This is a genomic window from Lysobacter antibioticus, assembly GCF_001442535.1.
GTDB lineage: Bacteria > Pseudomonadota > Gammaproteobacteria > Xanthomonadales > Xanthomonadaceae > Lysobacter > Lysobacter antibioticus.
Genome location: NZ_CP013141.1, coordinates 3,015,145 through 3,030,257 on the forward strand (window position 1 = coordinate 3,015,145; position 15,113 = coordinate 3,030,257).

The following is a 15,113-nucleotide window of genomic DNA, read 5'->3' on the forward strand; positions in this document are numbered from 1 at the left end:
TCGAAGCTGCACCAATACGAAAAAGCCCGTCGGATCAAGCTTGTATGCACCCGACGCCCGGGCGATCATAGCCGCTTGGCCGCGCCCCGACGTGACCTCCCCCCTCGGAGATTGTGTGTCTTGAACGAGAACATCCTCTGGCTGCACGCGTTACGCCTCAACGATCTCGCCCGCGTAGGCGGAAAGAATTCCTCGCTCGGCGAGATGATCGGCAACCTCGCCAACCTCGGCGTATCGGTGCCCGGCGGCTACGCCACCACCTCGGAAGCCTTCAAGGCCTTCATCGCCCATAACAACCTGCACCAGCGCATCTTCGACAAGCTCGCGACGCTGGACGTGGAAGACGTGCCGGCCCTGAACGCCGCCGGCGCCGAGATCCGCGGTTGGGTCATCGAGTCGCCGCTGCAGGACGATCTCGACCAGGACATCCGCACCGCTTACCGCAAGCTGTGCAACGAGAACGGTGGCGGCGACGTCGCCGTCGCGGTGCGCTCCTCGGCCACCGCCGAAGACCTTCCCGACGCGTCCTTCGCCGGCCAGCAGGAAACCTTCCTTAACGTCACCGGCGAAGACGACGTGGTGCGCAAGGTCAAGGAAGTGTTCGCCAGCCTCTACAACGACCGTGCGATCGCCTACCGCGTGCATCACGGTTTCAAGCACGAGGACGTGTTCCTGTCGGCCGGTGTGCAGTTGATGGTTCGCTCCGATGTCGGCGCCTCCGGCGTGTTGTTCACCCTCGACACCGAGTCGGGCTTCCGCGACGTGGTCTTCATCACCTCCAGCTACGGCCTGGGCGAGATGGTCGTGCAAGGCGCGGTCAACCCCGACGAGTTCTACGTCTACAAGCCCACCCTGCAACAGGGCAAGCCGGCGATCCTGCGTCGCTCGGTCGGCGCCAAGCAGCTGCGCATGGTCTATTCCGACCAGCCCGGCGAGCGCGTGCGCACCGAGAACACCCCGGCCGAACTGCGCGCGACGTTCTCGATCAACGATGCCGACGTGCACGAGCTCGCCAAGCAGGCGCTGGTCATCGAAAAGCATTACGGCCGTCCGATGGACGTGGAATGGGCGAAGGACGGTGTCAGCGGCAAGCTGTTCATCGTCCAGGCGCGCCCGGAGACGGTGAAGTCGCGCGGCAAGGCCACCCAGATCGAGCGCTACCAGCTCGAAAAGCGCGGCGAAGTCATCACCGAAGGCCGCGCGATCGGCCAGAAGATCGGCAGCGGCGTGGCGCGCGTGGTGCGCAACCTCGACGACATGAGCCGGGTGCAGCCGGGCGACGTGCTCGTCGCCGATATGACCGACCCCGATTGGGAGCCGGTGATGAAGCGCGCCGCGGCGATCGTGACCAACCGCGGCGGCCGCACCTGCCACGCGGCGATCATCGCCCGCGAGCTCGGCGTGCCGGCCGTGGTCGGCACCACCAATGGCCTGGATGCGATCAAGGACGGCCAGATCGTCACGGTCAGCTGCGCCGAAGGCGACACCGGTTTCATCTACGACGGCAGCCTGCCGTTCGAACGCCATGTCGCCGACCTCGACAAGATGCCGCCGGCGCCGCTCAAGGTGATGATGAACGTCGCCAACCCGGAACGCGCGTTCGACTTCGCGATGCTGCCGAACGCCGGCGTCGGCCTGGCGCGCCTGGAGATGATCATCGCCAGCCACATCGGCATCCATCCGAAGGCGCTGCTCGAATACGCCTCGCAGGACGCCGACACCAAGAAGAAGATCGACGCCAAGATCGCCGGCTACGGCAACGACCCGGTGCAGTTCTACGTCGACCGCCTGGCCGAAGGCATCGCCACCATCACCGCGTCGTTCGCGCCGCATCCGGTGATCGTGCGCCTGTCGGACTTCAAGTCGAACGAATACGCCAACCTGATCGGCGGCACCCGCTACGAGCCGCACGAAGAGAACCCGATGATCGGCTTCCGCGGCGCCAGCCGTTACGTCGACCCGAGCTTCTCCGACGCCTTCGCCCTGGAGTGCCAGGCGGTGTTGAAGGTGCGCGAGGAAATGGGCCTGACCAACTGCTGGATCATGATCCCGTTCGTGCGCACCCTCGACGAAGGTCGCCGCGTACTGGAAGTGCTGGAGAAGAACGGCCTGCGCAAGGGCGAGAATGGTCTGAAGATCATCATGATGTGCGAGGTCCCTTCGAACGCCTTGCTGGCCGACGAGTTCCTCGAGATCTTCGACGGCTTCTCGATCGGCTCCAACGATCTGACCCAGCTCAGCCTCGGCCTGGACCGCGACTCGGCGATCGTCGCCCACCTGTTCGACGAACGCGATCCGGCGGTCAAGAAGCTGCTGGCGATGGCGATCTCGGCCGCGCGCGCCAAGGGCAAGTACGTCGGCATCTGCGGCCAGGGCCCGAGCGATCACCCAGACCTGGCCGAATGGCTGATGGACCAGGGCATCGAGTCGGTGTCGCTGAACCCGGATACCGTGGTCGACACCTGGCTGCGCCTGGCCAAGGCGAAAGCCAAGGCCCAGGCCTGAGCGCACGATGACGGAAAAGGACGCGGTGCAGGCGCTGGTCCCCAAGTCCCTGCTGGGGCTTGAGGCCGGCTTCGACATCGACAAGCTGCTCGCCTGGGCGCAGACCAAGGGCTTGGTCCTGATCAGCGCCCTGGCGATCCTGCTGATCGGCCTGTGGCTGGCCAAGTGGCTGTCGCGCGCATTGGAGCGGGTCATGACCCGCGCCAACATGGAAGTCACCCTGCGTGGCTTTCTGCGCAACATCGCCTACGCGGCGATGATCGTGATCGTTGCGGTCGCGGCCCTGCAGCAGCTCGGCGTGCCGATGACCTCGGTGCTCGCCGTGCTCGGCGCCGCCGGTCTGGCCATCGGCCTGGCGCTGAAGGACTCGCTGTCCAATATCGCCTCCGGGGTGATGCTGATCGTGCTGCGCCCGTTCCGGGCCGGCGACCATGTCCAGGCCGCCGGCATCGAGGGCACGGTCGAACAGATCCGCGTGTTCCAGACCCGCCTGCGCACCATCGACAACCGCGTGATCGTGCTGCCGAACAGCCTGATCACCACCGCGGCGATCATCAACTTCACCGCCAACCCGAAGCGCCGCATCGACCTGACCGTCGGCGTGGGCTACGACGACGACCTCAAGGTCGCCAAGGAAACCCTGCTGGCCCTGGCCACGGCGCACCCGAACGTGCTGCAGGACCCGGCGCCGGAAGTGTTGGTGACCGCTCTGGCCGAAAGCAGCGTCAATCTGGAGCTGCGCTCCTGGGTCAAGACCGCGAACCTGATGCGGACCAAGAGCGACCTGGTCGAAGGCATCCGCAACGAGCTGATCGGCAAGGGTCTCAACATCCCCTACCCGCAGCGCGACCTGCACGTGTATCACCACGACGCCGACGGCCGCCCGCTGACCGAAGTGCTGACCAAAGCCATCGCCGACGATGGCGATGTGGCCCAGCCGGCGATCAAGCCGAAGGCGTGACCGCAGCCGCTTCGGCTAGCCCCGAAGCGATGGCCTTAGGGTAGGAGCGGCGCAAGCCGCGACCAACCGGAAAGGTGCAATACCGCGCAACCTTCCGAAACCCGGCTACCCGCGGGCCCAAGCCCTAATGTCGGGCTCCGGTTCGTTGCGCTTGCGTACGTCGCTTCGGTGGGTCGCGGCTCGCGCCGCTCCTACCCCAGGACCCGCGATCGCGCCGGTATGGCGCCTCAGCCCAAGCCGCCCAACTTGCCCATCGCCGCGCGGTAATGCTTGAGCTCGGCGATCGAGTCCATGACGTCGCTCAGGGCGGTGTGTTTGCTGTCCTTGCTCAACCCGGCCAGCACGTCCGGGGCCCAGCGCCGCGCCAGCTCCTTGATGGTGCTGACGTCGAGGTTGCGGTAGTGGAAGTACTTCTCCAACCGCGGCATGCAGCGATGCAGGAAACGGCGGTCCTGGCAGATCGAATTGCCGCAGATCGGCGAGGTGTTCGGCGACACCCACTGGGCGAGGAACTCCAGGGTCCGGGTCTCGGCCTCTTCCATCGCCACGCCCTGTTCGAGCACGCGCTTCCACAGGCCGGACTTGCCGTGCTGATGGCGGTTCCACTCGTCCATCGCCTGCAGGCGTTCGAGCGGATGGGCGATCGCCAGTTCCGGCCCCTCGGCCAGGACCTGCAACTGCGCATCGGTGACGACGGTGGCGATCTCCAGGATCGAATCGCGGTCGGTGTCCAGCCCGGTCATCTCCAGATCGATCCAGATCAGCCGGTGCTCCTGCCCTGTCTTGTCGCTCATAGCCTCGCCGTCGTGCCCGTGTCGCGGCATGATAGCCCAGCCCCCTTCCCAGCTGCCGCACCGCAATGAGCCAGAACGCCGCCTCTTTCGCCCACTACGCGATCCTCACCGCGATGCTGGCCCCCGCGTTCTTCCTGACCGCGACCGCCTCGCTGCTGCTGTCGGCCAACAACCGCCTGGCGCGGGTGATCGACCGTGCCCGGGTCCTGCTGAAGGAACTGGCCGAGACCGAGGACGCCGAGGAGCGCGACCAGCTCGAACGCCACATCCTGCGCCAGAAGAAGCGCAGCAAGATCATCCTGCGCGGCAGCCAGTTGCTGTACACCGCGATCAGCTTCTTCGTCGGCACCAGCCTCAGCGTAGCCGGCGACGCCTTCCTCGGTTATCGGCTCGGCGCGGTGCCGACGATCCTTGCCGCGCTCGGGGTGCTGGCGATGTTCGCCGCCAGCCTGCTGCTGGCGCGCGAATCCTCGCTGGCGGTCGAGGCGGTCAACGAGGAAATGGACCACGGCCACATCACCGCGATGAAGCGCTGGTCCAAGCCGCGCGCATGAACCGCAGCGGCCCGGCTTGCGGCATCATCGCGCTTCGTGCGCATCGACCCTGGAGCCCGTCATGGCCGACCCTCTGCTGCAACTCAGCAGTCACTACACCGTGGTCTCGGCGATGATCACGCCGGCGTTCTTCCTGACCGCGACCGCCTCGCTGCTGGTGTCCTCGAACAATCGCCTGGCGCGCGTGGTCGACCGCATGCGTCAGCAACTGAACCAACTCGAAGACACCGTCGACGAGCAGGCGCGCGATTATCTGGAAGCGCGCATCATCCTGCACCGCCGGCGGGTGCGCCTGATCCTGATCTGCCTGCAGTTGCTGTACGGCGCCATGACCGCCTTCGTCGCCACCAGCCTGGCGATCGGCATCGACCAGTTCACCGACTACCGCCTGCGCGGCGTGCCGACCGGCCTGGCGATGTGCGGCGTGCTATTGGTACTCGCCGCGTCGATCAACATGGGCCGCGAAGCGCGCATGAGCGTGTCCATGCTCGATGCCGAAGTGAAGCGCGAGTTCGACCGCGACAACGGGCGCCAGAAGCGGCGCTGATGCGCGACAGCACGCGTTGAGAGCGAAGGCCTCGCACCGCCGGCGTTTGCGCGCCCGGCCCGAGAAACTCGCTCGATGCGAGCTACGCCTCTCCGGTCGGCTTGCCGCGCTTGCGACGGAAATACGCGGTCAAGCGCGCGCCGGCCTCTTCGCCGAGCACGCCGCCGCGCACTTCGACGCGATGGTTGTGGCGCGGGTCGACCAACAGATCGAACACGCTGCCGGCCGCGCCGGTCTTGGGATCGCTGGCGCCGAACACCACGCGCGCGACCCGCGCATGCACCATCGCCATCGCGCACATCGCGCAGGGCTCCAGGGTCACGTACAGGGTCGTGCCGATCAGACGGTGATTGGCGAGCCGCCGGCCGCCTTCGCGCAGGGCGACGATCTCGGCGTGCGCGCTGGGGTCGTGGCTGCCGATGTTGCGGTTCCAGCCCTCGCCGAGCACCGCGCCGTCGGCCGAGACCAACACCGCCCCGACCGGGATTTCGTCGTCTTCGCGCTCGGCGCGTTCGGCCAGCGTCAGCGCATGCCGCATCCAGCGTTCGTCGATGTCGGCCAGCTCGCTCACTCGGCGCAGGTCCCGCTCGTGGAAAGCGACGATTATCGCCGACGCGCGTCAGCGGCGCACCGGCCGTGCCGATGCGCCGCGCGCGCGGCCGCTGCCGCTCAGATCGAGCCGGTCAGATCGAGCCGGCGGCGAGGAAATCCGGCTTGCGCAGGGCCACGCCCTGGTGGCGCAGGATCCCGTAGGCGGTGGTCAGGTGGAAATAGAAGTTCGGCAGCACGAAGAAACGGATGTAGTCGGCGGCGACGAACTTGAGCTCGGGCGCGTTGGGCGGGCGGATCACGATCTCGCGCTGCTCCTGGCCGTCGATGCTCTCGCGCGGCACGCTGCGCACGAACTCCTGGGTACGCACGATGCGCGCGCGCAGCTCGTCCAGGGTGGTTTCGGTGTCGGGGAAACTCGGCGGCGCGATGCCGCCCAGGCGCGCGGCGCCGAACTTGGCCGCATCGCTGGCCGCCTGCACCTGGCGGGTCAGCGTGTACATGTCGGGGGCGAGCCGACCGCCGAGCAACTGCTCGACCTCGATGCCCTGCTCCTGCGCATGCGCCTGGCCTTTGTCGAGCAAGTGCGAAAGCGTGTCGAGACCGCGCAACAGGCTGGGTACCGAGATGTCGTACAAGGATAGAGTCATGGGAATTCTCTTGGTGGCGTGGTGGCGAACGCGCCGCCGTCGGACGGCGCGCCGTTGAGCTGCTTGCGGATGGATCGGACGGGACTGCACGGTGCCGGCTCGCGCTACCCAGGTGCTGGCGACCCCGGACCGGAGCTTTAATGTAGCGACCGCTAAGGAATGCGAACGGGATTCTGGCCGCTTGCTCCGGCCGGGTCAACGATTTTATTATCGATCGCTATGGAAATACCCGTTGCGAAACCCGAGCCCCTCGCCGAGGCCTCGGACAGCTGCAAGCAGGCGCCCCGCCCACGCGGCCGGCCGCGGGTGTTCGACCGCGAGCAGGCGCTGGAAACCGCGATGCGCTTGTTCTGGTGCCGGGGCTACGAGGCGACGTCGCTGAGCGAGCTCACCGCCGCGATGGGCATCGCCGCCCCGAGCCTGTACGCCGCGTTCGGCAGCAAGGAGCAATTGTTCCGCGCCGCCCTCGCCCGCTACATCGACGGCTACCGCTGCAATGGCGGACGCGTGCTCACCGACGAAAGCATGAGCACGCGCCAGGCCTTCGAGGCCTTCTTCGAGGCGATCGCGCAGAGTTTCGTCGAGTCCGAACAGCGCTCCGGCTGCATGCTGATCGCGGCCGAGGCCGGCGGCCTGCCTGCCGAGCTGCGCGAAGAACTCGCGCGCTATCGCAGCGCGCTCGAGAACCAATTCCTGCTGCGCATCGAGCGCGGTATGCGCGTGGGCGACCTGCCGGCCGATACCGATGCGGCAGCGTTGGCCAAGTTCCTCACTGCCCTGACCCAGGGCCTGTCGATCCAGGCACGCGATGGTGCGACGACGGAGCAGTTGGCCCAGGTCGTGCGCATCGCGATGCGCGCCTGGCCGTCAGCCTGAAGCAAGCGCGCTGGCGCGCTCAGTGCGCACCGAGCGATCGCGGCGCGACCACGATCGGCTTGGCGGTCTTTGCGGGTGCCGCCACGGGGTGTTTCCGGTAAAGCGCGTCGCAGCGGGCCCGTTCCAGCTCGATCGCGTGTTCGCTGCGCACCGCATCCGATTCGGTCCGCGCAGATGCGGCCGCGATCAGATGCGGCAAGGCCAGCAAGGCCGCCACCACCGGCAGATATCTCGACATCGAACTTCTCCTTATCAAGGTCGTTCCTCATGCGGGCCGGCCACGGCGGTTGCCTGGATCGGCCGGCACTGAAGAAACGACGAGTCGAGCACTCCAAAATCGACAGCGCGAAGCGCAAAGGCGAAGGGCGGCTCGACTTACCCCGCTTCCGCGCGCAGACGGATGCCCGTGAGCCGCCGGGATCGGGGCTCCGGGACGAATCGTCATGCGGCGAAACTACGCGCCATTCCGGACTGTCTTTGTCCTAAATCGAAGGCGTCACTGCGGCGATGTCATGATCCGGGACGCAGTTATCGATCGGACGTGACCCGCTGTCGCAGGCGCTGGCCGTTGCGGGAACGACGTTCGGCACGCAGTTGGGCCGACACAGACGCAGCCGGGCCGAGGCCGGCGTGGCCCGCGAACTGCGGCTGTCGCCAGGCGCAACACGGCTCGCGGATTCCAATCGTGGATCGCAAAGGAAAGGGGCGGTCTCCCGCCCCTTTCCGGTTCCGCCAATCAGCAACCGGGCGAGCAGATGGCCCAGCAACGCGAATCCGGATCGTCCGGGTCGCAACTGCTGCAGCACGGCCGCGCGAATGCGCTGAGGCTGACACTGAGACCCAAGCCGAACGCGAAGCAAGCCAGCAATGCCTTGGTGCGGGACTTCCTATTCATCGCCTTCTCCTATGCTGATGGGACGACCGGGGCTCTCCTTCCCCCGCCGTCTGGGGCGCCGACGGCGGATGCCGTCCAGCGCGGTTCGCCGCGGCTCCTTCCGCAGCCGGTTCGGTTCCGCGACGCGGGCTTCGTTCAAGCCCCAAGCGCGGGAGATCCCGATGCCTCGCCGTGCCGGTCGTGCACCGATCATCGAAGCGCGCTACGCCTTGGCTTCGCGCACGGCGCGCCGCACAGGGCCTTGGCGAAGACGCAGTCGTTGGCGCCTGCGCATGCAGGAGCGATGTGCAGGCAAGCGCGTCGCGTGCATTGGCGGTGCGGGAATATCCGCTCGCAGACGCAGCGGCAGGTCGCCCGGCCGGCGTTCGCAGCGAAAACAAAGGCGACTCGCGGCGACACGGCGGCCGCCCGGACATGGAACGGGCCTCGCAAGGCACGACAGTGATGAGGCAGCCCATCCAAGCTGATACGGACATCCTTGTGTCCCCTGGCGGCTCCAGGCCGATACCCGGATGCCGAATCGAACCCTAGCGGCGCACGGCGCCCGGAAACGCGTCCCGAATCACACAACCGGATGCCGGGAGCCCGCATCGGCCGTGACTCCAGGTGCCGGCACTCGAGGCTGCCGCGTTCCAATCGCGCAGGGAGCAACGCCGGGGCGCGGACGCGACGCAGCGGAAAGTACGAGACCGGGCAGCGCTTGCTTCGATGCCGTCGTCGGGACTCAGCGGGACGCTACGGCACCTGTGGTCAGCGCCGCCCGCTCGGTGGATTCGGCTCGACGCCGTCGAAGCGGGCCGGGCCCGCGATGCCTTGGTCGATGCGACCGGCATCGGGACCTTGCCGCGCTTACGGCAAGGCCCCCGTCGTCACGGCGATAGCCGCGACGGATTCAGCGCGGACTCACTCCCACTCGATCGTAGCCGGCGGCTTACCGCTGATGTCGTAGACCACGCGCGAGACGCCGCGCAGTTCGTTGATGATGCGGTTGGACACCGTGCCGAGGAAATCGTACGGCAGGTGCGCCCAATGCGCGGTCATGAAGTCGATGGTCTCGACCGCGCGCAACGCGATCACCCACTCGTAGGCGCGGGCGTCGCCGACCACGCCGACCGATTTCACCGGCAGGAACACCGCGAAGGCCTGGCTGGTCTTGTCGTACAGACCGGCCTTGCGCAGTTCGTCGATGAAGATGTGGTCGGCCTTGGCCAGCAGCTCGGCGTATTCGCGCTTCACTTCGCCGAGGATGCGCACGCCCAGGCCCGGACCCGGGAACGGATGGCGATACACCATCTCGCGCGGCAGGCCGAGTTCGACGCCGAGGCGGCGCACTTCGTCCTTGAACAACTCGCGCAGCGGCTCGACCAGGCCGAGCTTCATGTGCTCGGGCAGGCCGCCGACGTTGTGATGGCTCTTGATGACGTGAGCCTTGCCGGTTTTGCTGCCGGCCGACTCGATCACGTCGGGATAGATCGTGCCCTGTGCCAGCCACTTGGCGTTGGCGAGCTTGTTCGACTCTTCGTCGAAAATGTCGACGAACAGGTTGCCGATGATCTTGCGCTTGGCTTCCGGGTCGCTGACCCCGGCGAGCTTGTCGAAGTAGCGGTCGGCGGCATTGACGCGTACGACCTTGACGCCCATGTGCTCGGCGAACATCGCCATCACCTGGTCGCCTTCGTTGTAGCGCAGCAGGCCGGTGTCGACGAACACACAGGTCAGCTGGTCGCCGATGGCCTTGTGCAGCAACGCGGCCACGACCGAGGAGTCGACGCCGCCGGACAGGCCGAGGATGACCTCGTCGCTGCCGACCAGGGCGCGTACGCGCTCGATCTGGTCTTCGATGATATGCGCGGCGGTCCACAAGGTCTGGCAGCCGCAGATGTCGACCACGAAGCGGCGCAGCAGGGTCTGGCCCTGCTTGGTGTGGGTGACCTCGGGATGGAACTGCACGCCGTACCAGCGACGGGCGTCGTCGGCGAAGGCGGCGACCGGGATGCGGTCGGTCTTGGCAGTGACGACGAAACCTTCCGGCGCCTTGGAGACGTGGTCGCCGTGGCTCATCCACACGTCGAGACGCGGCGGCGAGCCCGGATGGTCCTTCAGGCCGTCGAACAAGCGGCAGTGCGCGACCAGCGACACTTCGGCATGGCCGAATTCGCGTTGGTCCGCGGCCTCGGTTTCGCCGCCGAGCTGCTTGGCCATGGTCTGCATGCCGTAGCAGATGCCCAGGATCGGCAGGCCGGCGTCGAAGACCTGCTGCGGCGCGCGCGGCGAGCCGTGCTCGGTGGTCGACTCGGGGCCGCCGGAAAGAATGATGCCCTTGGCGCCGTAGGCGGCGATTTCGGCCGGATCGTGGTCCCAGGCCCAGATTTCGCAATACACGCCGAGTTCGCGGATGCGGCGCGCGATCAGCTGGGTGTACTGCGCGCCGAAGTCGAGGATCAGGATCTTGTCGCTATGGATATCGGTCATGGAGCCGGCAACGAATGGAGGGGAGTGAGGAACGAGACGAGCAAAAGCGGCTTCGGAATAGACGAAGAGGAGCGGGACACTCGTTCCTCACTCCTCTTCATTCGTTCCTGGACTTCAACCCGCCCGGTAATTCGGCGGTTCTTTAGTGATCTGTACATCGTGGACGTGGCTTTCGCGCGCACCGGCGTTGGTGATGCGCACGAAGCTGGGCTTCTTGCGCATGTCCTCGATGGTCGCGCAGCCGACATAACCCATGGTCGCGCGCAGACCGCCGGCCAACTGGTGCACCACGCCGTGCAGCGGGCCGCGATACGGCACGCGGCCTTCGATGCCTTCGGGCACGAGCTTGTCGGCGTCGGACGCGTCCTGGAAATAGCGGTCCTTGGAGCCCTGCTCCATCGCGCCGAGGCTGCCCATGCCGCGGTAGCTCTTGTAGCTGCGGCCCTGGAACAGTTCGATATCGCCCGGCGCTTCCTCGGTGCCGGCGAACAGGCCGCCGACCATGACCGTGGAGGCGCCGGCGACCAGCGCCTTGCCGATGTCGCCCGAATAGCGGATGCCGCCGTCGGCGATCAGCGGAATGCGGTCCTGCAGAGCCTCGGCGACCATCGCCACCGCGGTGACCTGGGGCACGCCGACGCCGGCGACCACGCGCGTGGTGCAGATCGAACCGGGGCCGACGCCGACCTTGACCGCGTCCGCGCCGTGATCCATCAGCGCCAATGCCGCGTCGCCGGTGACGATGTTGCCGCCGATGACCTGCAACTGCGGGAAGCGGGTCTTGACCCACTTGACCCGGTCGAGCACGCCCTGCGAATGGCCGTGGGCGGTATCGACCACGACCACGTCCACGCCGGCCGCAGCCAGCGCTTCGACGCGCGCTTCGGTGTCGCCGCCGACGCCGACCGCCGCGCCGACCAGCAGCCGTTCGGCGCTGTCCTTGGCGGCGTTGGGGTTGTCGGTCTTCTTCTGGATGTCCTTGACCGTGATCAGGCCGCGCAGCTCGAAGCCGTCGTTGACCACCAGGATCTTCTCGATGCGGTGACGGTGCAGCAGCTGCAGCACTTCGTCGTCGCTGGCGCCTTCCTGCACCGTGATCAAGCGGTCGCGCTTGGTCATGATGTGGCGCACCGGATCGTCGAGCTTGGTCTCGAAGCGCATGTCGCGGCTGGTGACGATGCCGACCAGCTGGCCGCCGTCGACCACCGGCACGCCGGAGATGTTGCGCGCACGGGTCAGCTTGAGCACTTCGCCGATGGTCGTTTCCGGACCGACGGTGAACGGCTCGCGGATCACCCCGGCCTCGAACTTCTTGACCTGGGCGACCTGCGCGGCCTGGGCTTCCAGGCTCATGTTCTTGTGGATGATGCTGATGCCGCCGAGCTGGGCCAACGCGATCGCGAGGCGGGCCTCGCTGACGGTGTCCATCGCCGCCGACAGGATCGGCAAGCGAATCGACAGGTCGCGGGTCAGGCGGGTCGAGAGGTTTACGTCCTTAGGCAGGACGATCGAATGCGCGGGGACGAGGGACACATCGTCGTAAGTAAGCGCTTCAGCCTGGATGCGCAGCATGGGCGGGCCCGGGAGGATGAAGCGCGCCATTCTAACCCGAAACGCCCCCTCCTTGCCCGCTGCGCCAACGGAAAGAGGCGTTCTGCGGGTGGGGGGAAGGTGGCCGTTAAGCCTCACCTGAGGCCGGCGAGGCAGTCTGCAACCGTCATTCCCGCACAGGCGGGAATCCAGGGCTTTCGAGCAAGAACCACCAAGGTCCGGCCGTTTCTACCGCAGACCTCCGGAAACCGCCAACTGAAGTCTCTGGATTCCCGCCTGCGCGGGAATGACGGCTTGGGAGTACCCATCCAACCCGCCCGGCGCCCCGCGACGCGGTGCCTTCAGCCGACTTTGTCCGCGGCCTCGGCCGCTTCCAGGGTGTTCTGCATCAGGGTCGCGACCGTCATCGGCCCGACCCCGCCCGGCACCGGGGTGATCCAGCTGGCGCGCTGGGCGGCGGCGTCGAAGCCGACGTCGCCCACCAGGCGGCCGTCGTCGAGCCGGTTGATGCCGACGTCGATGACCACCGCGCCCGGCTTGACCCACTCGCCCGGGATCAGCTGCGGACGGCCGACCGCGACCACCAGGATGTCGGCGCCGCGCACCGAGGCCTCCAGGACCTCGGGCGGGGTGAATTTGTGGCAGCTGGTGACGGTGCAGCCGGCGATCATCAGCTCCAGCGCCATCGGCCGGCCGACATGATTGCTGACCCCGACGATGGTCGCGCTCTGCCCGCGCACCGGGCGGTCGGTATAGCCGAGCAAGGTGGTGATGCCGCGCGGCGTGCACGGGCGCAGGCCGAACTGGCGCAGGACCAGGTGGCCGACGTTTTCCGGGTGGAAGCCGTCGACGTCCTTGCGCGGGTCGATGCGGTGGATCAGCGCGGTGGCGTCGCGGCGGTCCGGCAGCGGCAGTTGCACCAGGATGCCGTGGACCTCGGGATCGGCGTTCAGCCGGTCGATCAGGGCCAGCAGCTGCTCGTCGCTGGTATCGGCCGGCAGGTCGTAGTCGATCGCACGGATCCCGACCTTCTGCGCGGCACGGCGCTTGTTGCGCACGTAGACGCTGGAGGCCGGGTCGTTGCCGACCAGCACCACCGCCAGACCCGGCCGCGACTGGCCCGCGGCGATGCGCGCATCGACCTGGGCCTTGAGATTGTCGAGCAGATCCTCGGCGATGCGCTTGCCGTCGAGGATGCGGGCCGGATGCGCCGAATGGGGTGTGGACGTCATGCGAGGTCGGATGCGCTGCGGTAGAGTCGAAGCCGCGCATTATCCCCTATTCCCACCCGCGTTTTTTGCCGGGTCACCGCGAGCGCCGCCATGAGCCATACCCCGCCCCCCGACCATCCCCCGCAGGACCACGAGACCCTGGCGATCGAGGCCGCCGCCTTCCGGCGCCTGATTGCCCATCTGATGCACGAACGCAGCGACGTGCAGAACATCGACCTGATGATCCTGGCCGGCTTCTGCCGCAACTGCCTGGCCGACTGGTACCGCGAAGCCGCCGACGCGCGCGGCATCGCCATGAGCAAGGACGAAGCCCGCGAGGCCGTCTACGGCATGCCGTTCGCGCAATGGAAGGCGCAGCACCAGAAAGACGCCACTCCGGAGCAGTTGGCCGCCTTCGAGGCCGCGCAGAAACAGCACGGCTAATCCTGCTTCGGCGGCTCCAGACCGTCGGCTTTGCCGCGCCGCTTTTGGGTAGGAGCGGCGCGAGCCGCGACAAAACGAAGCGACGAACGCAAGCGCAATGACCGGAGCCGAGACATTCCGGCTCCGCACTGCGTAGCCAGGCTTCGGACAGTGACGTGGCGTTAAACCTCTTCGTTTGGTCGCGGCTTGCGCCGCTCCTACCCTAAGAGCATGCCGTTGCCGTTGCCGTTGCCGTTGCCGTTGCCGCGATTTTGATCTGCTTTGCCGCTTTTCCGGTCAAGTGGAGACCCGTAGGGCGGCGCACAGGACGTGCGCCGTTTTTCGATAAGACAGGGACGTCTTATCGAAAAATCCCGGCGCGGGCATCGCACTCGTGGCCTGTGCCCTTGCAAGGAGAGCCCTTTTCTTTGGTTAGCTTTGACCGAAGGGAATCCAGACGGACTTTTGGGCTTAGCAAAAGAAAGTAACCCGGCCGCGTCAGCGGACGGAAGCTCTGCTCTTGCTCGATCAACGCAATCTTGCGAATCCGCCCCTGTAGGAGCGAAGTAAGTCGCGACCAAAGGATGCGCAGGGACCGCAAGGCCGATGCCATCCAATCGAAGCGACATGCTTTCCCGGGTAGGAGCGGCGCGAGCCGCGACCGCGCCGCGACCGTTCTTGCGGCGCATCTCACTTGCAAGATCAAACGCCAAAAGCCTCCGCCACTAAAGCGGCGGGTTACTTTCTTTTGTCATAAGCAACAAAAGAAAGGTAACCAAAGAAAAATGCTTTTCTTTGAATCACCAGCCCGCACGCGCGTTGCCGACGCAGGGACTTTTCATACGGGACATCCCTGTCCCGATGAAAAACGGCGCGCATCCTTGCGCGCCGCCCTTTGGGTCTTCTATAGCCTTCGCTAGTGCGAGGCTACGCACAGCAACAGCAACAGCAACAGCCAAGGCGTCGGCATCGAAAAGGACCGCGCCAACTTGGAGCACCGCGGTCGCGGCTCGCGCCGCTCCTACCCTTCGCGAAAGTACGCGGCTTCGATGACCGACGACAGCGATGCAAGCTCTGCGCGTTCCGCGGTCGCGGCTCGCGCCGCTCCTACAGGAATATTGGCGC

The 15,113-nt window shown here is 66.7% G+C and carries 13 protein-coding genes; 6 read left to right on the forward strand and 7 right to left on the reverse strand.

From position 1 onward, the window contains the following. Positions 1-120: 120 nt before the first annotated feature. Both ppsA and GLA29479_RS12230 read left to right on the forward strand, forming a co-directional pair. Positions 121-2,505, forward strand: coding sequence for a phosphoenolpyruvate synthase (gene ppsA / locus GLA29479_RS12225; protein WP_057971752.1), 2,385 nt, complete (start codon positions 121-123; stop codon positions 2,503-2,505). 7 nt (positions 2,506-2,512) lie between these two features. Further along, entirely contained in the window at positions 2,513-3,466 is a 954-nt protein-coding gene (locus GLA29479_RS12230) for a mechanosensitive ion channel family protein (protein ID WP_057917786.1), read from the forward strand. Positions 3,467-3,693: 227 nt separating this feature from the next. On the opposite strand, the gene orn is transcribed toward GLA29479_RS12230, so the two are convergent. After that, entirely contained in the window at positions 3,694-4,260 is a 567-nt protein-coding gene (gene orn / locus GLA29479_RS12235) for an oligoribonuclease (protein ID WP_031370702.1), read from the reverse strand. Between the two features lie 65 nt (positions 4,261-4,325). Between orn and GLA29479_RS12240 the strand changes: the two genes are divergently transcribed. Together GLA29479_RS12240 and GLA29479_RS12245 are read left to right on the forward strand one after the other, a co-directional pair. Then, complete coding sequence (locus tag GLA29479_RS12240) at positions 4,326-4,814, forward strand: DUF2721 domain-containing protein (RefSeq protein ID WP_051884433.1); 489 nt, start codon at positions 4,326-4,328, stop codon at positions 4,812-4,814. A gap of 61 nt (positions 4,815-4,875) precedes the next feature. Then, positions 4,876-5,361 carry a DUF2721 domain-containing protein gene (locus GLA29479_RS12245; protein ID WP_051884431.1) on the forward strand — a complete coding sequence of 162 codons (486 nt, stop codon included), beginning with the start codon at positions 4,876-4,878 and terminating at the stop codon, positions 5,359-5,361. 82 nt (positions 5,362-5,443) lie between these two features. On the opposite strand, the gene tadA is transcribed toward GLA29479_RS12245, so the two are convergent. Both tadA and GLA29479_RS12255 read right to left on the reverse strand, forming a co-directional pair. Further along, positions 5,444-5,932, reverse strand: coding sequence for a tRNA adenosine(34) deaminase TadA (gene tadA / locus GLA29479_RS12250; RefSeq protein ID WP_425599932.1), 489 nt, complete (start codon positions 5,930-5,932; stop codon positions 5,444-5,446). A 112-nt stretch (positions 5,933-6,044) separates the two neighbouring features. Further along, positions 6,045-6,560, reverse strand: a complete 516-nt coding sequence (locus GLA29479_RS12255; protein WP_057971753.1) for a DUF1993 domain-containing protein — start codon at positions 6,558-6,560, stop codon at positions 6,045-6,047. A 219-nt stretch (positions 6,561-6,779) separates the two neighbouring features. Between GLA29479_RS12255 and GLA29479_RS12260 the strand changes: the two genes are divergently transcribed. Continuing rightward, positions 6,780-7,436 carry a TetR/AcrR family transcriptional regulator gene (locus GLA29479_RS12260; protein ID WP_082638604.1) on the forward strand — a complete coding sequence of 219 codons (657 nt, stop codon included), beginning with the start codon at positions 6,780-6,782 and terminating at the stop codon, positions 7,434-7,436. A gap of 19 nt (positions 7,437-7,455) precedes the next feature. Here the strand turns inward: GLA29479_RS12260 and GLA29479_RS12265 are convergent, their stop codons facing one another. The 4 genes from GLA29479_RS12265 to folD all read right to left on the reverse strand — a co-directional run bounded on the left by GLA29479_RS12265 (position 7,456) and on the right by folD (position 13,586). Next, positions 7,456-7,674 (reverse strand): hypothetical protein, encoded by a 219-nt coding sequence (locus tag GLA29479_RS12265; protein ID WP_144436501.1) that lies wholly within the window; start codon positions 7,672-7,674, stop codon positions 7,456-7,458. A 1,560-nt stretch (positions 7,675-9,234) separates the two neighbouring features. Next, on the reverse strand, positions 9,235-10,803 hold the full coding sequence (gene guaA, locus GLA29479_RS12270) for a glutamine-hydrolyzing GMP synthase (protein WP_057917783.1): 1,569 nt from the start codon (positions 10,801-10,803) through the stop codon (positions 9,235-9,237). A gap of 114 nt (positions 10,804-10,917) precedes the next feature. After that, a complete protein-coding gene (guaB, locus tag GLA29479_RS12275) occupies positions 10,918-12,375 on the reverse strand; it encodes an IMP dehydrogenase (RefSeq protein ID WP_031370694.1) in 1,458 nt (485 codons plus the stop codon). A gap of 320 nt (positions 12,376-12,695) precedes the next feature. Beyond that, positions 12,696-13,586: a bifunctional methylenetetrahydrofolate dehydrogenase/methenyltetrahydrofolate cyclohydrolase FolD gene (gene folD / locus GLA29479_RS12280; RefSeq protein WP_057917782.1), complete on the reverse strand. Its 891-nt coding sequence runs from the start codon at positions 13,584-13,586 to the stop codon at positions 12,696-12,698. A gap of 90 nt (positions 13,587-13,676) precedes the next feature. Here folD and GLA29479_RS12285 point away from each other — a divergent pair, with 90 nt between their 5' ends. Continuing rightward, positions 13,677-14,009: a DUF1244 domain-containing protein gene (locus GLA29479_RS12285; RefSeq protein ID WP_057917781.1), complete on the forward strand. Its 333-nt coding sequence runs from the start codon at positions 13,677-13,679 to the stop codon at positions 14,007-14,009. The last annotated feature ends 1,104 nt before the right edge of the window (positions 14,010-15,113 follow it).